Origin of the sequence: Citrobacter youngae, from assembly GCF_003818115.1 — a bacterium.
GTDB classification, from domain to species: domain Bacteria; phylum Pseudomonadota; class Gammaproteobacteria; order Enterobacterales; family Enterobacteriaceae; genus Citrobacter; species Citrobacter youngae.
On the sequence record NZ_RPOI01000016.1, the window covers coordinates 209,301 to 233,367 of the forward strand.

The window sequence follows — 24,067 nt, forward strand, 5'->3', positions numbered from 1 at the left end:
TAAAGTTATTGTGCCGGGTGGGCGTTTCGCCTTACCCGGCCTTTTTGACTTCTGGCAGATTAAGCAATCCGGCAGGCATCGGCTTCCCAGCGATATCCTACGCCATAGACCGCGCGGATAAACGACTGCTCTGTATCCAGCGATTCCAGTTTACGGCGCAGGTTCTTGATATGGCTGTCGATAGTGCGGTCAGTAACCACGCGGTAATCGTCGTAGAGATGATTAAGCAACTGTTCGCGAGAGAATACTTTTCCCGGTTCATGCGACAGCGTTTTGAGTAAGCGGAATTCGGCGGGTGTTAAGTCGAGCATTTTCCCACGCCAGGACGCCTGAAAACGACCTTCATCGACAATCAGCGGGCTGTCTGCATCCATTTGTTGCAGTTCGCGCTGTGGCTTGCAACGGCGCAGGATCGTTTTCACTCGCGCGACGACTTCCCGCGGGCTGTACGGTTTACAAATGTAGTCATCGGCGCCGATCTCCAGCCCCAGCAGGCGGTCAATCTCTTCGATTTTGGCGGTCACCATCATGATGGGGACTTCCGAGAAACGACGAATCTCCCGACACAGAGTCAGACCGTCGGTACCTGGCAACATCAGATCTAACAAGATCAGATCGGGCGGCGTCTGGCGTACGTAAGGCAACACCAGATCACCGTGATTGATGAGCGTAGGGGCATAGCTTGCCGCACGCAGGTAGTCGATTAGCAGTTGCCCCAGCTTGGGTTCGTCTTCCACGATCAGAATACGCGGCGTGTTTTCATCAATGGGTAACTCAGTCATACATCTCTCTGTAAATCGCGTTCCAGCGGTAATTCTACTGTAATGCTAACCCCGCCAAAAGGCGAATGGGCGGCGCGGATCAGACCATTATGCGCCTGGACGATGTTGACGCAAATTGCCAGCCCCAGCCCGGACCCTCCGCTGGCCCGGTTACGGGACCCTTCGGTGCGGTAAAAACGTTCAAACAGTTTCTGTAGCTGTTCGTCGCTAACGCCGGGGGCGGAATCGGCGAAGGTTAATAACACCATCCGCTCGCGCTGTTCGGCGCTGATATGCAGACCGCCACCGCTGTCGGTGTAGCGCAGGCTGTTTTCCAGTAGGTTGTTAAACAGTTGCAGCAGGCGATCCCTGTCGCCAAAGACTGTCATGCTGTCCGGGAGTGAAAGTTGGATCGTCAGTCCACGGCTGGCAAAACGTTCACGAAACGCGCCGCTGGCCACTTCCAGCAGAGGGATCAGGTCCAGCGAGGTTTTCTGATAGGCCAGCGCACCTTCATCAGACATAGAAAGCTGATGGAGATCGTCTACCAGTTTGGTGAGCGTACCGACTTCGGCCTGCAGTGAGGCTACCGAATCCGGCGTGAACTGACGTACACCATCCTGGATGGCTTCGAGTTCGCCGCGCAAAACTGCCAGCGGCGTGCGCAGTTCATGAGAAATATCGGCCATAAAGTCACGGCGCATCTGCTGGTTTTTTTCCAGCGTACTGGCGAGCTGGTTAAAGTCCAGCGCCAGTTTACCCAGCTCATCCGTACTGGTCGGCGCAACGCGAGTGGTGAAATCACCAGCCGCAAGTTTGTGCGTGCCTTCCACCAGCCGTTTGACCGGGGCCAGCAGGCTACGCGCCAGCGTAAACGTTGCCAGCGCCGCCAGGATCGTGGAGAGCGCAACGATAAGCCAGCTGGAACGTCTTTGCTGCATGTCGAAATTGATATCGGTATTACGCGTTAAGCGCTCCACCGGAGAGGCAATCACAGCACCCACTTCGCTACCGTTGACGCGGATGGGATGGCGCATACCGTCGCGGGGGATCGGAGCCCGCGGGCCGACCAGTACGTGGGCATTTTGATCGACAACCCAAAACTGTGTACGCCAGCCGTGCGGCGGCATACCTGGACCCGGTTTATCATCGTCGTTGTCGTGTTCAAAAGAACGTAGGATCTGAAAAACAAACCGATCGTTATTGCGCAAAAATCGCCAGTTGCCATGTTGTTCATACTGTTCGCCGAGCGCATCACTCAACATTTGCAGCCGCTGTTCGTTACCGTGCTTAATATAGTCGATAAAACCGCGTTCGAAGCTTATGCGTACGGCCCAGTGCATGCTGATCAGCAACACAATGCAGGTGGCGAAAATCGCCAGAAACAGTTTGCCGGTGATACCGGGCCGCCAGAACTTCATCAGGTACTCCTTTTGCGCCGTGAAATCACCGCGTTGGTCTGCGTGTCGTCCGGCACGCGGGCAAAAATGATGGCGGGCAGTGCGATAAGGAACGCAATGCACAGCCAGGTATACATAAAGACGGTATGCGTAGACGCGCTGTCGATGGCGATATGTTGCTGCCCGAACATGCCTAACAACAGACCGGCGATGGTTACCCCGATACTCATCGACAGTTGCATGATCATCGACAGCAGGCTGTTGCCGCTGCTGGCGAGATCGTCAGGCAGATCTTTTAACGTCAGGGTATTCATGGATGAAAAGCGCGTTGAGTTGACCATACCCTGTAAGAACAGCACGAAGGGCAGGGCGTAATACCAGCCGAGCAGCGCGGTGGTCATCAACAGCAAACTGACCAGCGACAGGCCAAGCGTCGTCGCGACCAGTACGCGACGGTAGCCAAAGCGGTTAACGACCTGCACCACAATACGCTTCATGCCCATACTGCCCAGTACCATCGGGATCATCATCAGCCCGGCATGAAACGGTGAAAAACCGAGGCCAATCTGTAAAAACACCGGCGTCATAAACGGCAGCATACCGCTGCCGATGCGACCGGCAAAACTACCAAAAAGACCTAGTGAGAAGGTCGGTGTGCGAAACAAATTCAGACTGAACAGCGCGCGGGGATTTCGATGGGCGTGTTTCAGATACAGCGCAATAGCCAACACCCCGCAGGTAACCAGCGCCGCCAGCGTGAGACTGGAGAGGCCGGTTCCTTTGCTGCCATCGAGCGCCAGCGTCAGCACCGCCATACCGACCGCCAGCATCGCGAATCCGGAGAGATCGAAGCGTCGGGTTTGCATGGTGTAGTTGGGCATCAGCATTAACGTCGCTATTGCCCCGACAATGCCTACCGGAATGTTAATCAAAAAGATCCAGTGCCAGGAGGCGTACTCAACCAGAATACCGCCTAATGCCGGGCCCAGAAGTGGACCAATCTGACCGGGCAAGGTGACGAATGTCATTGCCGCCATGTATTGCTCGCGTGGGACGATTTTCATCACCGTCAACCTGCCGACCGGCACCATCATCGCGCCGCCTACACCTTGTAACACGCGAGCCATCACCAGTTCATTCAGCGTTCCGGACCAGGCGCAAAAAAGCGATCCCAGCGTAAACAGAATGATAGCGGTGAAGAATATATTGCGCACACCGATTTTATCAGCCAGCCAGCCGCTGGCGGGGAGCATTACGGCAACGGTAAGCACATACGACACAATGACCATGTGCATATGCAGTGGGCTTTCCCCGAGGCTTTTGGCCATCGAGGGAAGCGCGGTGTTGACGATGGTGGTATCCAGCGACTGCATAAAAAAGCCAAATGCCACAATCCAAAGTTGCCAGCGGGTGCTGTCGGGAAGTTCTGTCATAACTCTGCTACCGGTTTGCTGTTTTTACGCGAAAAACGCAGACGCAGACGGTCGAAAAAGAGATAGACCACGGGCGTGGTGTACAGCGTCAGGAGTTGGCTCACGACCAGGCCGCCAACAATGGTTATCCCCAGTGGCTGGCGCAGTTCGGAGCCATCCCCTGCGGATAACACCAGCGGCAGCGCACCAAACAGGGCCGCCAGCGTGGTCATCATTATTGGGCGAAAACGCAGCAGGCAGGCCTGGAAAATCGCTTCTTCCGGCTGCAAATTGCCATTTCTCTGCGCTTCCAGCGCAAAATCGACCATCATGATGGCGTTTTTCTTCACAATGCCAATTAATAGCATGATCCCTATCAGGGCGATTAGGCTGAACGGGGCATTGAACAGCTCCAGCGCCAGCAAAGCCCCAACGCCCGCTGAAGGTAGCGTGGAGAGAATGGTCAGCGGGTGAACATAGCTTTCATACAGCATGCCCAGCACGATGTAGACCGTGGCAATAGCGGCGATGATCAGGATCACCTGTGAGTTCATGGTGTCCTGAAATACCTGCGCCGTACCGGCAAAGCTGCCGCGAACCGTGGAGGGAACGCCGAGCTGGGTCATGGTTCGGTTGATGGCCTCTGTCGCCTCAGATAAAGAAGAACCCGTCGGCAGGTTAAACGACACGGTTGAGGCGGCAGATAATCCCTGATGGTTTACCGATAGCGGCGCATTCGCCGGTTGCCATTTGGCAAAGTACGATAACGGGATCGCCTTACCGTCATTGTTGATGACGAACATTTTGTCCAGCGCGCTAATGTCCTGGGTGTAACGCCTGTCGACCTCCATCACCACTTTGTACTGGTTCATCGGCTGATAGATGGTTGAAATTTCTCGCTGACCAAAGGCGTTATTCAGCAGGCTGTTGGCGGCTGCGACGTCGATCCCCAGACGAGACATGGTGTCGCGATCGTAGATAAGATTCATCTCCGCGCCATTGTCCTGCTGATCGGAGTTGACGTCAGCCAGTTGGGGCAGGGCGGCAAGCGCCTTACGGATTTTCGGTTCCCACTCGCGTAGTGCTGCGAGGTCATCTGATAACAGAGTGTATTGGTAGCTGGCATTAGCCTGACGACCACCGACGCGAATATCCTGCACCGCCATCAGAAACAGGTTTGCGCCGGGTTCTTTGGCAAGCGCGACACGCAGGCGGTCGATCACCTGTTGCGCCGTTTCGTGACGTTCGCCACGTGGCTTCAGGGTGATAAACATCATTCCGCTGTTGACGCGTGATCCGCCGGTAAACCCGGTAACGTTATTCACCGCAGGATCGTCGCGGATGATCTTCATAAAGTCCTGCAGTTTGCCGCGCATCGCCTGGAAAGAGATGCTCTGGTCGGCCTGGATCCCGCCCATGAGTACGCCGGTATCCTGCTCCGGGAAGAAGGTTTTGGGGATTGAAATATAGAGCCAGACGTTCAGGGCAATGGTTGCGAGTAGCACCACGCCCACCATGCGCGTGTGGCGTAGCACCCACTTCAGCGAGGTGGCGTAGCTTTGTTGTAATGCCACCAATACACGGCCAAATCCCCGCTTACGCGATTGTTCGCGTGGCGTGCTGGATTTGAGCATCCAGCCGCACATCATCGGCGTCAACGTCAGCGATACCAGCAGTGAAATGCCGATGGCAACCGACAGCGTGACGGCAAATTCGCACAACAGGCGCCCAGGCAATCCCCCCATTAACAGCAGAGGCAGGAAAACCGCCACCAGCGACAGGCTCATGGAGAGCACCGTGAATCCCACTTCGCGCGTACCCTGTAATGCCGCCTGGAGTGGCTTCATTCCCGCTTCCAGGTGGCGGGCAATATTTTCCAGTACCACAATGGCATCATCGACGACAAATCCCGTCGCAATGGTTAACGCCATCAACGACAGGTTATTCAGGCTGAATCCGCACAGATACATGGCGGCAAAGGTACCAATCAGCGAGACCGGAACCGCTACTGCGGGGATTAAGGTCGCGCGCCCGGAGCGCAGGAAAACAAAGACCACCAGGATAACCAGCGCCACGGAGATAATCAGCGTCTGTTCGACTTCCTCTAGTGAAGCGCGAATGGTCGGTGAACGGTCCTGGGCGATTTGCAGGTCGATGGCGGCCGGGACCAGCGTTTGTAACTCAGGTAATTTGGCGCGAATGCTGTCTACCGTCTGAATAATATTGGCTTCCGGCAGCTTGCGGATCATCAACAGAATGGCCGGTTTGGCGTTGGTCATCCCGGCATTGCGTACGTCCTGCACCGAGTCGCTCACCGATGCAACGTCACCCAGCCGTACCGCTGCGCCGTTGTTGTAGTGAATGATAATCGGTTGGTACTCAGCTGCGGTTTTCAGTTCATCGTTAGTTTGTACCTGCCAGCGATGGGTATCATTCTCGATAGCGCCCTGCGGCTTACGCACGTTAGCGTTGTCGATCGCGCTACGCACGTCGTCCAGCGACACGCCCTGGTTAAACAGCGCCTGCGGGTTGAGTCCTACCCGCACGGCAGGCAGAGAACTGCCTCCAACGTCCACGTCGCCCACACCGTCGATTTGCGCGATGGTCTGCGCCAGTTGTGTTGATGCGAAATCGTACAGTTCACCCTGCGAGTAAGTGTCCGACGTCAGCGTCAGGATCATGATTGGCGCATCTGAAGGGTTAGCTTTGCGATACGTTGGTCGGCTCGGCATCCCGCTGGGCAGCAGGCTTTGCGCGGCGTTAATCGCGGCCTGAACGTCCCGCGCCGCGCCATTGATGTCACGGTCGAATTTGAATTCGAGAATAATACGCGTACTGCCAAGCGAACTACTCGAAGTCATTTCGTTTACGCCCGCGATGCGGCCCAGCGATCGCTCCAGCGGAGTTGCGACCGAAGACGCCATCGTTTCAGGGGAGGCACCGGGTAATGATGCGCTGACCATTATCACCGGAAAATCCACCTGCGGCAGCGGAGCGACCGGCAGCAGACGAAAGCCCAGAATACCGCACAGGGTGATAGCCACCGAAATGAGAATGGTCGCCACCGGCCGATGAATGAAAAGCGCGAAAAATTTCATTTACGCTTCCTCTTCCTGACGCGGGAAGCGGCTTTTCACATACAGCGACAGACGGTCAAACAGCAGATAAATTACCGGGGTGGTAAACAGGGTTAATACCTGACTCACCAGCAGTCCACCGACCATGCCAATGCCTAATGGACGGCGTAACTCTGCGCCCACGCCGGTACTTAACATCAGCGGCAACGCGCCGAGCAGTGCCGCCAGCGTAGTCATCAGAATTGGGCGGAAACGCAGCAGACAGGCCTGGAAAATAGCATCGCACGGTGCCATGCCTTGTTCGCGCTCAGCGGCAAGGGCAAAGTCGATCATCATGATGGCGTTTTTCTTGACGATACCGATGAGCAAAATAATGCCAATAATCGCGATGACGTCCAGTTCGCTGCCGGCAATCATTAACGCCAGCAGTGCCCCGACGCCCGCCGTCGGCAGCGTGGAGAGAATAGTAATTGGGTGAATAAAGCTCTCATACAGCACGCCGAGGACGATATACATCGCCACAACCGCCGCCACAATCAACCAGATGGTATTGCCCAGGGCAGCCTGGAAGGCCAGCGTACTGCCCTGGAACTGAGTGGTAATGTTAGCAGGCAGGTTAAGCGTTTTTTCAGCATCCAGAATCGCCTGTACCGCATCACCCAGCGAATGTTCGTCTGGCACGTTGAACGAGATGGTGGTGACCGGGAACTGATCGAGGTGGTTAATCGACAGCGGGGCAAAACGCTGTTCAATACTGGCGATCGCGCTGAGCGGTACTATGCCACCGTCGCTACTGGTCAGACGTATTGTATCCAGTGCCGCAAGCCCCAGCGTATTGTTGGTGTCATGTTCTAACACCACGCGATACTGGTTGGCCTGGGTGTAGATGGTTGAAATCAGCCGCTGACCGAAGGCGTTGTACAGGGCGTTGTCGACATCCGCCATGCTGATGCCCAAACGGCTGGCGCTGTCGCGATTGACGTTCACATACGCTACCAGCCCTTTGTCCTGCCAGTCGCTGCTGACATCGGACAGTTGCGGTAGCTGCTGTAGTTTTGCTAACAGCTGTGGAACCCAGGTGCTGAGGGCATCAAGGGATGTCGCTTGCAGCGTGAACTGATATTGCGTCCGGCTGACCTGAGTATCAATCGTCAGATCCTGAGTGGGCTGAAGATAAAGGTCAACTCCGGGAACCCTGTCAACCGCGTCCTGTAAGCGCGCAATCACTTTCTGCACCCGATCGTCACGTTCGTCCAGCGGTTTAAGGTTGATTTGCAAACGCGCGCTGTTCAATGCCGTATTAGTACCATCCACACCGACAAAAGCGGTCAGGCTCTCTACCGCCGGATCTTTAAGGATGACATCTGAAACCTGACGCTGGCGCTCGGCCATGCTGGCGAATGAGCTGGACTGCGGCACCTGTAGCGTACCCTGGATAATACTGTTGTCCTGGATTGGGAAGAAACCTTTGGGGATGAAAACCCATAGCATGACGCTCAATGCCAGCGTGCCGAGCGCTACGCTCAGCGTCAGCCACGGGTGGTTAAGTACTTTTGCCAGCCAATGACCGTACCCGGCTATGACGCGATCAAACATTCGCTCTGAGGCGCGGGAGAAGCGATTCTGCTTACGCAATGAGGCCTGATTCAGCATACGCGCGCACATCATCGGCGTAAGAGTGAGCGAGACAACGGCGGAAATCAGAATCGCCACCGCCAGCGTAACGGCGAATTCACGGAACAAGCGCCCGACGATATCGCCCATGAATAGCAGTGGGATCAATACCGCAATCAATGAAAACGTCAGGGAGATGATGGTAAAACCAATCTCGCCCGCGCCCTTCAGGGCAGCAGTCAGCGGTTTTTCGCCTTTTTCGATATAGCGTGAAATATTCTCGATAACCACGATAGCGTCATCCACAACAAAGCCTGTCGCGATGGTTAGCGCCATTAAGGTCAGATTGTTGATGGAGAAATCAAGAAATACCATCACCGCGAAGGTGCCGATTAACGACAACGGTACGGCGACTGCAGGAATAATCGTCGCCGGAACATTGCGCAGAAACAGGTAGATAATCATCACCACCAGCGCTATCGCCAGCATCAACTCGAACTGGGTGTCTGCAACAGAGGCACGAATATTGGTGGTACGATCGGAAAGTACGCTGACCTTAACCGATTTGGGCAGGCTTTCGGTGAGTTGTGGCAGCATCTGGCGGATACTGTCTGCCGTGGAGATAATGTTCGCCCCAGGCTGGCGCTGCACATTCATCACTATAGCTTGTTGCTTATTTGCCCATGCACCCAGCCAGCTGTTTTCTGCTCCTTGTTCGACGGTAGCGACATCGCCCAGACGAACCGGCGCACCGTTTTTATAGGCAATAATGAGCTGACGATATTCATCTGCGGACTGCATCTGGTCGTTAGCTGAAAGGGTAACGGCGCGCGTTGGGCCATCAAGACTCCCTTTTGCTGAATTGACGTTGGCACCGGTAATGGCCGTACGGATGGTTTCGCTGGTCAGACCCAGTGCGGCAATGGCCTGAGCGTTAAGTTTCACGCGGACCGCCGGACGTTGCCCACCGGAAAGTGTTACCAGACCCACGCCGGATACCTGAGAGATTTTCTGCGCGACGCGGGTTTCGACCATATCTTCCACCTGCGTCATCGGCATGGCGCTGGAAGTGACCGCCAGCGTCATGATCGGCGGATCTGCCGGGTTTACCTTGCTGTAGACCGGAGGGTTAGGTAGATCGCTGGGTAATAAATTGGTGGCGGCGTTAATCGCGGCCTGAACTTCCTGCTCGGCAACATCCAGCGGGAGCGTCAGTTGAAACTGCAACGTGACGACCGATGCGCCACCGGAGCTTTGTGATGACATCTGTTTTAAGCCAGACATCTGGCCAAACTGACGTTCAAGCGGCGCGGTTACCGCCGAGGTCATGACGTCCGGGCTGGCGCCGGGGTAGAGCGTAACGACCTGAATCGTGGGGTAATCCACTTCAGGTAAGGCGGCGATTGGCAGGAAGCGATAACCGATAATACCGGCAAGCAAAATCGCGACCATCAGCAGCGTAGTGGCTACGGGGCGCAGAATGAACAGGCGCGATGGCCCGCCTGTGTTGTCCGGAGGTAACACCTGCATCAGGAGTTGGCTCCTTTTTTGCCGTATCCGCGTGGCGCTGTTTTCTCATCGGAAACAGAGGCGTCGTGCGCCTCAACGACTTCGACTTTTGCGCCTTCCGTCAGACGGTCAATACCGTCAGTCACGACCCGATCGCCAGCGGACAACCCTGCGGCGATCACCACTTTTTGGCTGTCCTGAATACCCGGTTTAACCAGATGCTTGCTCACTTTGTTGTCGCTATTCAGTACCCAGACAAAGTGGCCTTCGTTGCCCATCTGCAGGGCTGCTGTTGGGATCACAACGGCATTTTGCTGCGTGTCGACCAGCATGCGGGCGTTGACGAACTGGTTAGGGAATAACGCATCATCCTGATTGTTAAAACGGGCTTTAACTTTGATGGTTCCTGTAGTGGCATCAATCTGATTGTCGAGACTGAGCAGGACGCCTTCACTCAGTTTTTGTGAATTGGTTCGGTCCCAGGCTTCGACCTTCAGCTGGCTCCCCGATTTTTGTGCCTGCAACACGGTAGCAATGTCGTTTTCAGGCAAAGTAAATATCAGGTCGATGGGATGAGTTTGCGTAATGACGACGATCCCGGTGGTATCGCCGCTGGAAATTTGGTTACCGACATCGACCAGCTTCAGGCCGACACGACCATCGACAGGTGCGGTTATCCGACTCCAGTCGAGCTGCAACTGAGCGCTGGCGACGCTGGCTTCATCCGCTTTGATTGTGCCTAACGTCTCATTGACCAGCGCCTGTTGCGCATCCAGTTCCTGACGAGAGACCAGATTGGTTTTAACCAACTGCTGATAGCGGGCGAGGTCGCGACGGGCATTGGCCAGCGTGGCTTTATCTTTTGCCAGTTGCCCCTGCGCCTGCGCCAGTGCGACTTTGAACTGACTGGGATCTATCTCTGCCAGCAGGTCGCCGGCTTTTACCTGTTGTCCTTCCTCAAAGTGTAAGGCAATGAGCTGACCGTCCACGCGACTGCGTACCGTGGCGGTATTGGCGGCAGTAATGGTACCCAGCCCTGTCAGGTAACGTGGAACGGCTTCCTCGGTGGCGGTGGCAGCCTGCACGGGAGCCAACGGTCCGGAGCGCATTCCACGGCGTGCCGACCCAGGCGTGTGCTGCGCTGGTTTGGTCGCGCCCGGTGCGGTTTCCTGGGAAGCGCTACGGCTTTGCCAGAACCAGATGGCGGCGACGGCGGCCACGACGATCACGATTGCTATCACCCAGCGGGATTTCTTACTGCCTTTCATTGTTATGAGTTTCTCATCCTGAAACGATTCGCGGAATGATACTAGTTTAGCCAGCGAACAAGGGAGAAAAATGGAGGAATTATGAAACACTGTCTGGATTCGTCTGAATGCTGACGCGGCTTTGCGAGGCGTGACGCAACATTAAGCGCTGAAAACGGCGAAGAAGAAATAGTGCGCTAGAGTGCGTTTAAGGCAAAAGGAGGTAAGCCAGAGATTTCAGCGGGACGCTGGAACGGGAAAGCCCCTCCCGAGGAAGGGGCCAAAATAAGGAAAGGGTTATGATGAAGTACGTCATCATACTGGTGATACTCTTAGTCATTAGCTTCGCGGCTTACTAAGACACCAGGGGGAGGGGAAACCCTCCCTAACCCTCACTCCTGAAAATAAGCCACAGCAACGGTGATGTCAATACGCACACCTTTCAGCTTGCGAGCGGCTTAGCGGAAAACAACGTCAGCCCAGCGGGCCAGACCGGCGGTGACAGAACCGAAGTCATCGCCACCCGCGATAGGGATCCCCGGAAGCTGCTGGGCGAGGGCTTTTTTAATCAGCGGTGAACGCGCGCTGCCGCCGGTCAGATAAATCACGTCCGGTTTTTCCTGCGCGTTGTCCAGCGCCAGTTGGACCTGCTCCAGAATGCGCGCCAGGGGCTGATTGAGCGCGGCTTCCAGTCCATGTTGGCTAATATCGGTTGCCAGCATGTCGCTGATAAACGGTATCGCCGCCGTTACAATAGTCTGGTCGGAAAGCGCGATCTTGCTCTCTTCTGCGCTGCGCACCAGGCGATAGCTCAGACGCTCGCGCCAGACTTTGAGCAGCAAGGCTACTTTATCGGCTTCTTTCGCGTCGCGGACAAGATCGTTGAGTAAACGTCCATTGGCGGTACTGTAGAAATCACTTTGCGCGGGAACATCGTTGATCGCGACCGCATTCCACCAGGGTAAAATCGGCAATGCGATGCCTTTTTCCGTTTCGCCGCCCATGCCCAGCAGTGGCATCAGATGTTTAAAGGCTAACGCAATATCCAGATCGTTACCGCCCACGCGGCAGCCACTGTGTCCCAGCAGGCTGTTTTCGCGATCGGCGCGCTGATGCCATTGCGGCCCCATCAGCAGTAGCGAACAGTCAGTGGTGCCACCGCCGATGTCCACCACCAGTACGCGTTTTTCTTCCTGCAAGGTTGCTTCAAAATCCAGACCCGCGGCTACCGGCTCGTACTGGAAGACGACATCCTGAAAACCGGCGCGTTTGGCCGCACGTTCAAGAATACCCTGCGCCTGGGCGTTGGCGTCATCACCGCCTAACCCCTGGAAGTTGATCGGGCGACCGATAACGGCCTGGGTGATCGCTTCCGGCAGCTGGTTTTGCGCCTGATTGCGAATATGCAGCATCATCGCGCAGACCAGATCCTCAAACAGCGCAACCTGCTGCGGCTTCAGACCGCTAGCACCCAGGAATGATTTTGGCGATTTAACAAAGTACACCTCTTCCGGGTCGTCAATGTATTGCGCCAGTGACGCCAGACCAAACTGCACGCTATTGGCGCTAACATCGATGTCTTCATCGCGGTTATAGCGCATTGCACGACTCAGTAGCGCCTGTGTTTCGGCATCCGTCGTGGGGACATCATGATGGCGATACAACCATTCGCTCACCGCTTCGCGCGTAGGCGCACAAAGCATTGAGGGCAGTAACGTGCTGTTGTTTTCCATTTTGAGCAAGTGTGGCTGCCCGTCACGCATTACGGCTACTGAACAGTTTGCCGTACCGTAGTCAAAACCAATAAACACCGTAGAAATCCCCATGCCAGTGAAGAAGGGGCGTGACTTTAGCGAAATGTCGCCGCCCCGACAACTGGAATATGAAAGCAAGGCGTATCGATTGAATACTGTTTATGCTGTAGGTTTAACTAAAAAGGACACCTGAATGTTAACACTGAGCTGGCAGCCGCCTTATGACTGGTCCTGGATGCTAGGGTTTCTTGCCGCCCGTGCGGTGGATGGCGTCGAAACCGTCGGGGAGCTGTATTACACCAGAAGCCTGGTTATCGGTGAATATCGTGGACTGGTGAGCGTAGTGCCTGACCTGAAGACACACCAGCTGCAGGTCAGGCTAAGTCCGGGGTTACAGCCCGTTGCGCCAGAATGCCTCGCCAAAATTGAGCGGTTGTTCGATCTTCGCTGTTGCCCACAGCATATTGCTAACGCGCTGGGCAGCCTGGGCGCAGCGCGTCCTGGACTGCGGCTGCCTGGCTCTGTCGATGCCTTTGAACAAGGTGTGAGGGCGATATTAGGCCAGTTAGTTAGCGTTGCAATGGCGGCAAAACTGACCGCGAAAGTTGTACGCGCCTACGGTGACCGGCTTGATGACGCGCCTGAGTATGTTTGTTTTCCCACACCACAAGCGCTGGCTGCAGCTGAGCCTTTGCATCTGAAAGCCTTAGGGATGCCGCTCAAACGCGCCGAAGCGCTCATTCATCTGGCACGAGCAATGCTTACCGGAAGGCTTGCATCGGTTGCACCAGTTGATATTGAGCAAGGCGTAAAGCACTTACAAACGTTTCCCGGTATAGGGCGCTGGACTGCCAATTATTTCGCGCTACGCGGTTGGCAGGCGAAAGATGTTTTTCTTCCTGACGATTATTTGATCAAACAACGCTTTCCGGGCATGACACCAGCCCAGATCCGGCGCTATGCCGAGCGCTGGAAGCCGTGGCGCTCCTATGCGTTATTACATATCTGGTATACGGAAGGGTGGCAGCCGTCAGTTGATAGCGAAGTTGCTGGTATTGAGTAGCAGATCCAACGGCTGAGCATCAGCAATGATGTCGCCGTAGATCATATCAATACCGATACCAGAAAGTGCGTCCATAATAAGCGGCATTTGCACAGGGCCGGCGATCGTTTTGATATCCAGTCGCTGTGCATGACCCTGGATAATAGAAACCCACATTTCATCCATCAGGTTGCCGTGAACACTGGCGCTGATCTCGCTGTCGAGTAACAGGTAATCGACGGTGTGAAACTTCAGGTTTTCAACAATCTCTAAGTCGCGTCCGACCTGGCTTAAAATAATCCGACAACCCGCGTGACGAAGTCGCTGAATGGCCGATAGGCTCTGAGCTGGATGCGATTTCATCACTCCAGCTGGAACGGTCAGGTGTAATAAGCGTGGTGGTAGCGGACTATGCTGCAACTGCGCCAGCAGTTCATCCACAAGTTCGGTACTCAACAGTCCGGCGGCAGAAAGGGGCAGGGCAATACTGAGCCCCTTACTGGCAATCGCCGTCGCTGCATGCTGGAAAAATTCGTTAAAAACCCGGCGGTCAAGCGCATGATTAAGCGTGGGGTCAACGAGTCCGGTACGGAAAATATGCTCTTCGATAACATCACCGTCCTCTGTTCCCAGGCGCAGTGAGAGTAGCCAGAAGCTGAATGTCTCAGGAATGCGTGGAGAGGCCACTCCCCGGGCGATCATGAGCATCGGGTTGTGCGCAATAATGTGCTTCTGTTCATCAAACGACAGCAGTTCCCGTGAGTCGTGCGTCTGACTTTGCTGGGGTTCATACACGCAGACCCGGCCACGCCCACTATTTTTGGCGGCATAACAGGCGATATCTGCCTGAGACATGACCTCAGTCGCGACATGATTTTTCTCATCGATCAGCGTAATACCCGCACTGGCGCCTATGCGGTGCAGACGGCCTTCCCACCTGAACTGATACTCGTTGATGGCGCTGATAATACGGCCTGAGATAAAGCGAGCGCTTTCGATGTTGCAATCCGGCAGCAACAGGCCGAATTCATCGCCACCGAGACGAGCCAGTACATCGCTGGTACGCAGCATGCTGAGCATCAGAGAAGCAAGTTCGCGCAGCAGGGCATCGCCTGCAGCATGGCCCGCGCTATCGTTCACGGCTTTAAACCTATCCAGATCGATAAAGACCAGAACATGGCGCTGATGCGTATTGTGTACGGCTTGTAGCAATTGTTTCAGATGGTTCTCGAAGCTGACCCGGTTAGCAAGATGGGTGAGGTCATCATGCGACGCGCTGTAGCTCAGTTGGCGTAACATCTTACGCGACTCGGTGACATCCTGAATGACCAGTACGGAGCCAATGCTACCACCGTCAAGGGTACTGAGTGGCGTAATGCTGTACTGAATGTCGTAACTGCTGCCGTTACGGCAATGCAGAACCACCTCCTGCTCTATGGCAGTACGCGACATATCGGCACTGTAGATGTTTTCCATCAATGGGCCGTTATCGCCAAAGGTAATTCGCAGCACTGTCAGTAACGGAATACCTATCGCGTCGCCCTGCTGCCAGCCGCTCATCTTCTCGGCAACCGGGTTCATGAAGGTCACGTTCATGTCGACATCAATGCAAATCACCGCTTCGCCGATTGAGTCCAGCGTGATGTGCAGGCGCTCTTTTTCCTGGTACAGCGCTTCGTTAAGCTGCTTCACTTCGGTCATATCCAAATTGATACCGAGTAATCGTTCAACTTCTCCGTCTTTATTCAGTACCCTGTTAGCCAACGAGCGGATATGGCGTACGCCGTCACGTACTGCAATACGAAATTCGAGCTTAAAGGGAATTCGTGCGGCCAGAGAGTCGCGAATCACATTTTCAGCATGCTCGCGATCTTCCGGTACGACGCACTCGTACCAGACTTGCCAACTGGGTTTGATATGTAGCGGGACTTCATAGAGATCGAACATGCGCTTATCCCAACTGATCACGTCGGGTTGCAGTTCCCACTCCCAGATACCGATACCGCCCGCTTCGTTGGCGAGGGTAATGCGTTCCATCAGCCGCTTATTCATCCACTCGGTGTGCTTCAGGTCGTTTATGTCTTCAACCTGTGCAATAAAGTAGAGCGGGGTGTTGTCGCTGTGGCGTACCAGCGAAACGGCCAGCAATGCCCAGACAACGTCGCCCGCGCGCGTGTAATAGCGCTTTTCCATGGAGTAACTGTTGATTTCACCACGGACCAACATGCCGAGTTGTTCGAGGTCGTTATTCAGATCTTCCGGCCAGGTGAGCTGCTGGAAGGTCAGCGCTCTCAGCTCTTCCTGACTGTAGCCAAGAAACTGACACAACGCCTTGTTTGCCTGTAACCACTGCCCTTCGGTACCGACCAGCGCCATGCCAATCGCGGAATATTCCATAGCATTACGAAAACGCGATTCGCTTTCCGAGATGTGTTTTCGCTCGGCCCGAAATGCGTACATCACCATAGTCATCATGTTGGCTGGCAACAGAATCATCAAAAACGGCAGCCACGGAATACTTGTCATCACATTCGCTTTCGGGGTGTAGAGCAGCGATGGGTTGGCCGCCAGCATCAGAGAGACCATCAGGACGGTGCTGAGGAAAATTAAAAATGCTTCCATACGCGGCAAACGGACGGCGCTCCACATCAGCAACACAATGACGCAGGTAAACGGCCACGGCACGTACATCATGGAGAGCCAACTGAACGTTAAGGTGACGAGCAGCGTGATGAGGGTCTCAAGCAGTAAACGTGGATCGCGGTGGCGCAGCAGATAATGAGGCTTGAATAACAGACCTAATGGCACCAGCGCCAGCGCGCCGATGGATTCGGAAAGCACCCAAATGAGAAACGTATTTAACGAGGTTCCCTCCGGGAGCAGTAGCCACATCAGCACACCACCTAACAGCGGAGGGATGACGGCGCTACCCAAGGCCAAACGCGCCCAGTCATTCAGATTCTGTAAAGGGTTATACCATGGGAGCAGTTTGCGCAATAACATCGCGCCGGCGACCGCTTCAATAATATTGATGGTCGTATAAGTATAGTTAAGCGAACCTCCAGGAAAAAACAGCAAAGACGCGCCGATGCTGCCGAATGAGCAAGCCAGCGCTATCCCGGGCCACATTTTTCCTGCATGGCGGTAAAACGCCACCATCATGATTGAGGTTGGAAACCAAAGCGGTGCCAGTTGGGTACCGAAGCGCGACAGCTCCAGCGAAAATAGCGTAAAGATAAATGCTACCAGACCTAAACTGGCCAGGCGCAGCAGAGGATGGGGTAGGGTAACTAAAACATGTTGGAATTGTTTACTCATTACCACTTTACCCAAATAGCCGATGTCGGCCAGCAGAGTTACCGGCCGCATCACGTTTAATCTTCGTTTATGCTAGTACAAATAATTTACAATTTATACGCCAGTTGCTCATAAATTAACACGCCCAAGCCATTAATTCCTAAGGCGGGTGAATAAAATTTGAGCCTGCTTTAAAATTAACCGTTTTAATTTGCGACAGGGAAAGCATTGGTGCAGCCTGGGCTGGCATCGCGCTGCTGAAATCCCTATAATTGCCGCGTTTGGCGTTTCGACGCCGCCCTTCCTTACATCCAGGTTAATCAGGTCGCTAAATTTATGACTGATCAGTCCCATCAGTGCGTCATTATCGGCATTGCCGGCGCATCGGCTTCCGGCAAGAGTCTTATTGCCAGTACCCTTTATCGCGAATTGCGTGAACAAGTCGGTGACGAACATATTGGCGTTATTCCCGAAGACAGCTATTACAAGGATCAAAGCCATCTGTCGATGGAAGAACGCGTAAAAACGAACTACGACCATCCGAACGCGATGGATCACAGTTTGCTGTTTCAGCATCTGCAAACACTTAAACGTGGTTCCGCCATTGAATTGCCCGTTTATAGCTATGTTGAACACACGCGCACACAAGAAACTATTCATATTGAACCCAAGAAAGTCATTATTCTGGAAGGCATTTTGTTGCTGACGGATGCGCGTTTGCGTGATGAAATGAACTTCTCTATTTTTGTTGATACGCCGTTGGATATTTGCCTGATGCGCCGTATCAAACGGGATGTGAATGAACGTGGTCGTTCAATGGATTCGGTGATGGCGCAATACCAAAAAACCGTACGTCCGATGTTCCTGCAATTTATTGAGCCTTCAAAACAATACGCCGATATCATCGTGCCTCGCGGGGGTAAAAACCGCATTGCTATCGATATTCTGAAGGCGAAAATCAGTCAGTTCTTTGAATAAGTTCAGCGAATTGTGTACCGTTCAGTGATAACCTGGTTCACCCTTAACGCGCCTGGCATTAAGGGTTTGAAGCACGAAAGGAGAAAGTGCCATGCGTTTATGTGACCGAGATATTGAAGCCTGGTTGGATGAAGGTCGTCTGTCGATCAATCCACGTCCTCCTGTCGAGCGTATCAATGGCGCAACGGTAGATGTGCGTCTTGGTAACAAATTTCGTACGTTCCGCGGTCATACGGCGGCGTATATCGATTTGAGCGGACCGAAGGATGAGGTCAGTGCTGCGCTTGACCGCGTAATGAGTGATGAAATTGTCCTCAAAGACGGTGAGGCGTTTTTCCTGCATCCGGGTGAATTAGCGCTGGCGGTAACTTTCGAATCCGTTACGCTGCCTTCCGACCTTGTTGGCTGGTTAGACGGCCGTTCTTCGCTGGCACGTCTGGGCCTGATGGTACACGTTACGGCACACCGTATTGATCCGGGCTGGTCGGGGTGCATCGTCCTGGAATTTTACAACTCAGGAAAATTACCGTTGGCTCTGCGCCCCGGTATGCCGATAGGGGCACTGAGCTTCGAACCGCTTTCCGGCCCGGCAGCGCGACCTTACAACCGTCGCCAGGATGCGAAGTATCGCGATCAGCAGGGCGCGGTAGCCAGCCGGATCGATAAAGACTGAGTGTTTTCAGTCCATTGGGGATAGCATGAGACGATTTCTGACGACGCTGATGATTATTCTGGTCGTGCTGGTGGCCGGTTTCTCTGCGTTAGTATTGTTGGTTAATCCGAATGATTTCCGCGCATACATGGTGAAGCAAGTTGCGGCGCGTAGCGGATATCAACTGCAGTTGGATGGTCCTCTGCGCTGGCACGTATGGCCCCAGTTGAGCATTCTCTCCGGGCGCATGATGCTAACGGCCGAAGGTGCCAGCGAACCGCTGGTTCGTGCCGACAATATGCGTCTGGACGTCGCCTTGTGGCCGTTGTTGAGTCACCAACTCAGCGTAAAGCAAGTCATGCTCAAAGGCGCGGTGATTCAACTCATACCTGAAACCGAGGCTGTGCGCGGAGTCGATGCCCCTGTTGCGCCAAAAGATAATACACTGCCGGATCTGGCAGAGGATCGTGGATGGTCGTTTGATATCGCTCGCCTGCGCGTGGCTGACAGCGTTCTGGTATTCCAGCATGAAGACGATGAACAGATAACGGTTCGTGATATTCACCTGAATATGGAACAGGATGCCCAGCATCGTGGAACGTTCGATTTCACCGGCCGCGTTAACCGTGACCAGCGCGACCTGACGTTGTCCATCAGCGGCGCTGTCGATGCGTCTGACTATCCGCATGATTTAGTCGCCAATATTGAGCAGCTGAGCTGGCAGTTACAGGGCGCTGACTTGCCGCCGCAGGGGATCCGCGGCCAGGGTCAGCTTCAGGCTCGGTGGCAGGAAGAGAAAAAACAGCTCAACTTTACGCAGATTAACTTAACTGCTAATGACAGTTCACTCGCCGGGCAAGCTCAGGTGACGCTGGCGGAGAAACCCGCATGGGACGTCAATCTGAAATTCGGCCAGCTCAATCTGGATAACCTGATTGTACAGCATGATGCTCTGGCGGCGACAGATACCGGGGCACAGCAGAGTCAGAGCCAGTCGACGCTGGCGCGACCAGTCATTTCCTCGCAGGTTGATGCCGTCTCTTATCAGGGGCTGCAAGGATTTTCCGCCAACATTGCACTACAGGCGGATAAAGTTCTCTGGCGGAAAATGGCATTTGATCATGTTTCTGCAAAAATCGTCAACCAGGCTGGCTTGTTGAATATCAATGAGTTGCAGGGGAAAAGTGACGGTGGATTGATCTCACTTCCAGGTTCGCTGGATGCCAGAAAAGGCTCACCACGGGCAGTCTTTCACCCACGGCTGGAAGGCGTAGAAATCGGCACTATCCTGAAAGCTTTTGACTATCCGATAGCCCTTACTGGCAAGCTGTCACTGGCTGGCGATTTTTCGGGCTCTGACATTGATGCGCAGGCATTTCGCCACAGCTGGCAAGGACAGGCCAATGTTGAGATGAGCGGCACGCGTATGGAAGGCATGAACTTCCAGCAACTGGTGCAACAGGCGGTTGAACGTAGCGGCGGTAATGCAGGGTCACAACAGGATTTGGATAATGCGACGCGGCTGGATCGCTTTGTGACCGATCTGACGCTGGATAACGGCAAGGTTACGCTGGATAACATGGAAGGGCAGTCTGCCATGTTGGCGCTTTCGGGTAAGGGCACGTTAGATCTGGTTGAGCAAAATTGTGATACTCAGTTTAACGTGCGCGTGCTGGGCGGATGGAATGGGGAAAGTAAATTGATCGATTTCCTCAAAGCGACCCCAGTTCCGCTCAGGGTCTATGGTAAGTGGCAGTCGTTGAACTATAACCTGCAGGTGGACCAACTCTTGCGTAAGCATATGCAGGATGAAGCGAAACGCCGATTGAACGACTGGGCCGATCGCAACAAAGACTCTCGCAACGGCAAAGACGTTAAAAAGCTGCTGGATAAACTTTGAACCCTGGTGCCGGATGGCGGCTTCAGCCCCATCCGGCATGTCGCTTATACCTCGTAATCCATCTCTTCTTCACTGCGCAGTGGTATCAACTGGACTTTCTGCACTCGATGGTTTTCTACTTGCAAGGTTTTCAGCAAATAGTCGCCAACCTGTACTTCCTCTCCGGTTTTCGGGATGCGCTGCAGATACTCCATTAACAGCCCGGCAATGGTGTGGTACTCACGTTTCTCATCTAATGGGATCGGGACATACTGCACCAGGTCTTCAAGCGGCATATGGCCGTTTGCCGTCCACGACCCATCGGCATTTTTCTGAATATCATGACGAGCGTCGATCTCTTCGACTTCATTTGGCAAGTTACCCGCGATGGTTTCCATCACGTCGCTGAGCGTCACAATTCCTTCCACCGAACCAAACTCATCAGCCACAAAAGCGAAGTGTGTACGGGCATTACGGAACTGCTCCAGCGCAGGAAGAAGCGGCAGGGTTTCCGGGAATACCAACGGCTGGCGAAGTAAGACGCGCAAATCGAGCGGTTCGCCACGCAGCGACTGTTGCAGAAGGTCAATTACATGCACCACACCGAGCAGTTCTTCCTGTTCATCTTCTCCGGTTACGACCAGGCGCGTATGCTGGTTTTTCTCCAGTAGTGTGCGAATTTCTGCTTCCGGAGCATTGAGATCAATATGCTCGATATCATGGCGTGACGTCATGATACTGCTGACGGTTCGCTGATTAAGGTTCAGTACGCGCTCAATCATCCGCCGTTCTTGTGGTGCAAAAATCTGGCCTTCATGATGATCCGCCAACATAGCGGCAGTTTCGGCATCCAGCTCGGCATCTTCTTTTTGACCGCTTATCAGACGCATCACCGCCTCGGCGGTACGCTGGCGTAACGTGTGGTTAGCCGACAGGAAGCGACGACGGTTAAAAATAGCCAACTGGTTCAGGGCTTCTATCATGACCGAGAAGCCGATAGCCGCGTACAGATAGCCTTTCGGTATGCGAAAACCAAAGCCTTCCGCGACCAGGCTGAAACCAATCATCAACAGGAAGCTCAGGCACAGAATAACAATAGTTGGGTGGCTGTTAACAAAGCGGGTCAACGATTTACTGGCCAGCATCATCAGGCTGATGGCAATGATCACCGCCGCCATCATGACCGCCAGATGATCAACCATACCAACAGCGGTGATCACCGAGTCCAGTGAGAAAATGGCATCAAGTACCACAATTTGCGCGACCACGCCCCAAAATTTCGCACCCCGACGTTGGGTGGGATTGTCGCTGTCTTTCCCTTCCAGCCTTTCGTTAAGCTCCATCGTCGCTTTGAATAGCAGGAAGAAACCGCCAAATAGCATGATCAGGTCGCGGGCGCTGAAGCTGAAGTCCCGAATGCTGAACAGAGGTGTGGTCAGCGTCACCAGCCATGATATTGATGCCAGCAGCAGCAGGCGCATAACCATCGCCAGCAGTAGCCCGGTAATACGCGCCTTATCCCGCTGGGATGGCGGGAGTTTCTCCGCGAGGATGGCAATAAAAACAAGATTATCAATGCCAAGAACGAGTTCAATCACGATTAGCGTGACGAGTCCGGCCCAGATTGACGGATCGGCAATCCATTCCATAGTAAATGCTATACCCATAGTTATATGACAATTGTCACAATTCGATCATGGGTAAAACCGACGAAAAATGCAATGGCGAGAAGGGATTTCTCTGCCCTTTATATCAGGACAGAGGCGAGAGAATAGTCGGAAGGTAACTGCAAGAAATGGCTTTATTTATGCAGTTATATTTAGGAAATATCGCAGGCTGGATATTTATATATTAACATTGTCAACATCAATAAAATCCTAAAAATATACATACCTTATGCTTAATATTAATCTTAAAAGGCTACGTTTCAGGGCTTGTTATCTTGCCTGCTATTCGGTTAGCTGCAACAATTCTTCCCGTAATAATCAAAAGAGAAATATGTTGCCAGTATCGCACCATGCTATTACTGATGGGCAGGCGCTATGAATATGATGACAACGGCGAGGATGGTAAAAATATAAATTAATCAGTGCATTGGTAGCCAATAAAGCCAGGGGCGGTAGCGTGCCTGGTCGCCTGATGATAAACCTAAATTATTCTGTCAAGAGACTGCAGATGGATTCATTTTTTTTAGGACTGATGCCAGTTAAATTTCTATTCAATTAACGGCAAGGTGAATGCAAACAGGCGTAATCGCTATTTAAAACGCACGTGATAATGACTCTGCCAAAGTGATAAATAATCAATGATGAAATCCAAACTTAAATTGATGCCAGTATTGGTGTCGGTAATATTGATCAACGGTTGTACCGTGTTTCCGGGCAGCAATATGTCTACCATGGGCAAAGATGTGATTAAGCAGCAGGATGCCGATTTTGATATCAACCGGATGGTGAATGTTTATCCGCTTACCCCTCGACTGGTTGAACAATTGCGTCCGCGACCGAATGTTGCTCAACCTAATATGTCGCTGGATCAGGAGATCTCCGGGTATCAGTACCGGGTCGGACCCGGCGATGTCCTGAATGTCACCGTCTGGGATCATCCCGAACTCACCACGCCTGCGGGACAGTATCGTAGCTCAAGCGATACAGGAAACTGGGTGCAACCTGATGGCACCATGTTTTATCCCTACATTGGCAAAGTTAGCGTAGTGGGAAAAACGTTGGCAGAAATTCGTAGTGATATTACCGGGCGCTTAGCGAAGTACATCGCAGACCCGCAGGTGGACGTTAATATCGCCGCATTCCGCTCGCAAAAGGCATATGTCTCCGGGCAGGTGAATAAATCCGGTCAGCAGGCCATCACCAACGTACCTCTTACTATCCTTGATGCTATTAATGCCGCAGGCGGCCTCACAGAAGCGGCCGACTGGCGCAACGTTGTGCTGACTCACAAAGGGCAGGAGCAACGCATTTCACTGCAAGCGCTAATGCAAAATGGCGATCTGAGCCAGAACCGTCTGCTCTATCCTGGCGATATTCTGTTTGTCCCACGAAATGACGACCTGAAAGTGTTCGTGATGGGTGAGGTGAAAAAACAGAGCACCCTCAAGATGGACTTCAGCGGTATGACACTCACCGAAGCGCTGGGTAATGCGGAGGGCATCGACCTGACCACCTCCAATGCCAGTGGCATCTTTGTTATTCGTCCATTAAAAGGCGAGGGTGGACATAACGGCAAGATAGCCAATATCTACCAGCTTGATATGTCTGACGCGACATCGTTGGTGATGGCGACCTCTTTCCGACTCCAGCCTTACGATGTGGTGTATGTCACGACCGCGCCGGTTGCTCGCTGGAACCGTTTGATCAATCAGTTGCTGCCGACCATTAGCGGTGTTCGTTATATGACGGATACGGCCAGCGACCTTCACAACTGGTAA

At 53.6% G+C, this 24,067-nt stretch carries 15 protein-coding genes; 6 read left to right on the plus strand and 9 right to left on the minus strand.

Annotated features, from left to right (window positions below):
- Window positions 1–59 precede the first annotated feature (59 nt).
- From baeR to EHN13_RS14150, 6 genes are read right to left on the minus strand one after another with little or no spacing between them, the layout of a single operon-like run.
- On the minus strand, window positions 60–782 hold the full coding sequence (gene baeR, locus EHN13_RS14125; RefSeq protein ID WP_008785214.1) for an envelope stress response regulator BaeR: 723 nt from the start codon (window positions 780–782) through the stop codon (window positions 60–62).
- Window positions 779–2,182: an envelope stress sensor histidine kinase BaeS gene (gene baeS / locus EHN13_RS14130; protein WP_124021605.1), complete on the minus strand. Its 1,404-nt coding sequence runs from the start codon at window positions 2,180–2,182 to the stop codon at window positions 779–781. The genes baeR and baeS overlap by 4 nt, the downstream gene beginning before the upstream one ends.
- The gene (gene mdtD, locus EHN13_RS14135) at window positions 2,182–3,594 is read right to left on the minus strand and encodes an MFS transporter (protein WP_124021606.1); all 1,413 of its coding nucleotides are present in this window, start codon (window positions 3,592–3,594) and stop codon (window positions 2,182–2,184) included. Before mdtD ends, baeS begins: the two co-directional genes overlap by 1 nt.
- Window positions 3,591–6,671, minus strand: coding sequence for a multidrug efflux RND transporter permease subunit MdtC (mdtC, locus tag EHN13_RS14140; RefSeq protein WP_124021607.1), 3,081 nt, complete (start codon window positions 6,669–6,671; stop codon window positions 3,591–3,593). The genes mdtD and mdtC overlap by 4 nt, the downstream gene beginning before the upstream one ends.
- Window positions 6,672–9,794 (minus strand): MdtB/MuxB family multidrug efflux RND transporter permease subunit, encoded by a 3,123-nt coding sequence (locus tag EHN13_RS14145; protein ID WP_124021608.1) that lies wholly within the window; start codon window positions 9,792–9,794, stop codon window positions 6,672–6,674. It abuts the gene before it with no gap.
- Window positions 9,794–11,041, minus strand: a complete 1,248-nt coding sequence (locus tag EHN13_RS14150) for an MdtA/MuxA family multidrug efflux RND transporter periplasmic adaptor subunit (RefSeq protein ID WP_124021609.1) — start codon at window positions 11,039–11,041, stop codon at window positions 9,794–9,796. Before EHN13_RS14150 ends, EHN13_RS14145 begins: the two co-directional genes overlap by 1 nt.
- A 278-nt stretch (window positions 11,042–11,319) precedes the next feature.
- On the opposite strand from EHN13_RS14150, the gene EHN13_RS14155 reads away from it, so the two are divergent.
- Window positions 11,320–11,379 (plus strand): type I toxin-antitoxin system Ibs family toxin, encoded by a 60-nt coding sequence (locus EHN13_RS14155; RefSeq protein WP_101741518.1) that lies wholly within the window; start codon window positions 11,320–11,322, stop codon window positions 11,377–11,379.
- 99 nt (window positions 11,380–11,478) lie between these two features.
- Here EHN13_RS14155 and yegD read toward each other — a convergent pair whose 3' ends face one another.
- Entirely contained in the window at window positions 11,479–12,831 is a 1,353-nt protein-coding gene (gene yegD / locus EHN13_RS14160) for a molecular chaperone (protein ID WP_124021610.1), read from the minus strand.
- A gap of 136 nt (window positions 12,832–12,967) precedes the next feature.
- Here yegD and alkA point away from each other — a divergent pair, with 136 nt between their 5' ends.
- On the plus strand, window positions 12,968–13,837 hold the full coding sequence (gene alkA, locus EHN13_RS14165) for a DNA-3-methyladenine glycosylase 2 (protein ID WP_115602256.1): 870 nt from the start codon (window positions 12,968–12,970) through the stop codon (window positions 13,835–13,837).
- Here alkA and EHN13_RS14170 read toward each other — a convergent pair.
- On the minus strand, window positions 13,805–17,134 hold the full coding sequence (locus EHN13_RS14170) for a diguanylate cyclase (protein WP_124021693.1): 3,330 nt from the start codon (window positions 17,132–17,134) through the stop codon (window positions 13,805–13,807). The two genes, alkA and EHN13_RS14170, sit on opposite strands and share 33 nt — an antisense overlap.
- A 315-nt stretch (window positions 17,135–17,449) precedes the next feature.
- Between EHN13_RS14170 and udk the strand changes: the two genes are divergently transcribed.
- From udk to asmA, 3 genes are all read left to right on the plus strand, one after another.
- Complete coding sequence (gene udk / locus EHN13_RS14175) at window positions 17,450–18,091, plus strand: uridine kinase (RefSeq protein ID WP_005128328.1); 642 nt, start codon at window positions 17,450–17,452, stop codon at window positions 18,089–18,091.
- 91 nt (window positions 18,092–18,182) lie between these two features.
- Window positions 18,183–18,764: a dCTP deaminase gene (gene dcd / locus EHN13_RS14180; RefSeq protein WP_003036774.1), complete on the plus strand. Its 582-nt coding sequence runs from the start codon at window positions 18,183–18,185 to the stop codon at window positions 18,762–18,764.
- A 25-nt stretch (window positions 18,765–18,789) separates the two neighbouring features.
- Complete coding sequence (gene asmA, locus EHN13_RS14185) at window positions 18,790–20,643, plus strand: outer membrane assembly protein AsmA (RefSeq protein ID WP_124021611.1); 1,854 nt, start codon at window positions 18,790–18,792, stop codon at window positions 20,641–20,643.
- A gap of 44 nt (window positions 20,644–20,687) precedes the next feature.
- On the opposite strand, the gene EHN13_RS14190 is transcribed toward asmA, so the two are convergent.
- Complete coding sequence (locus tag EHN13_RS14190) at window positions 20,688–22,271, minus strand: TerC family protein (protein WP_048212046.1); 1,584 nt, start codon at window positions 22,269–22,271, stop codon at window positions 20,688–20,690.
- A gap of 656 nt (window positions 22,272–22,927) precedes the next feature.
- On the opposite strand from EHN13_RS14190, the gene EHN13_RS14195 reads away from it, so the two are divergent.
- The gene (locus EHN13_RS14195) at window positions 22,928–24,067 is read left to right on the plus strand and encodes a polysaccharide export protein (protein WP_048212045.1); all 1,140 of its coding nucleotides are present in this window, start codon (window positions 22,928–22,930) and stop codon (window positions 24,065–24,067) included.

Bases quoted from the DNA above. Each gene is read 5' to 3' on its own strand.
- baeR (WP_008785214.1), bottom strand. From the start codon at position 782: ATGACTGAGTTACCCATTGATGAAAACACGCCGCGTATTCTGATCGTG.
- baeS (WP_124021605.1), bottom strand. From the start codon at position 2,182: ATGAAGTTCTGGCGGCCCGGTATCACCGGCAAACTGTTTCTGGCGATT.
- mdtD (WP_124021606.1), bottom strand. From the start codon at position 3,594: ATGACAGAACTTCCCGACAGCACCCGCTGGCAACTTTGGATTGTGGCA.
- mdtC (WP_124021607.1), bottom strand. From the start codon at position 6,671: ATGAAATTTTTCGCGCTTTTCATTCATCGGCCGGTGGCGACCATTCTC.
- EHN13_RS14145 (WP_124021608.1), bottom strand. From the start codon at position 9,794: ATGCAGGTGTTACCTCCGGACAACACAGGCGGGCCATCGCGCCTGTTC.
- EHN13_RS14150 (WP_124021609.1), bottom strand. From the start codon at position 11,041: ATGAAAGGCAGTAAGAAATCCCGCTGGGTGATAGCAATCGTGATCGTC.
- alkA (WP_115602256.1), top strand. From the start codon at position 12,968: ATGTTAACACTGAGCTGGCAGCCGCCTTATGACTGGTCCTGGATGCTA.
- EHN13_RS14170 (WP_124021693.1), bottom strand. From the start codon at position 17,134: ATGAGTAAACAATTCCAACATGTTTTAGTTACCCTACCCCATCCTCTG.
- udk (WP_005128328.1), top strand. From the start codon at position 17,450: ATGACTGATCAGTCCCATCAGTGCGTCATTATCGGCATTGCCGGCGCA.
- dcd (WP_003036774.1), top strand. From the start codon at position 18,183: ATGCGTTTATGTGACCGAGATATTGAAGCCTGGTTGGATGAAGGTCGT.
- asmA (WP_124021611.1), top strand. From the start codon at position 18,790: ATGAGACGATTTCTGACGACGCTGATGATTATTCTGGTCGTGCTGGTG.
- EHN13_RS14190 (WP_048212046.1), bottom strand. From the start codon at position 22,271: ATGGAATGGATTGCCGATCCGTCAATCTGGGCCGGACTCGTCACGCTA.
- EHN13_RS14195 (WP_048212045.1), top strand. From the start codon at position 22,928: ATGATGAAATCCAAACTTAAATTGATGCCAGTATTGGTGTCGGTAATA.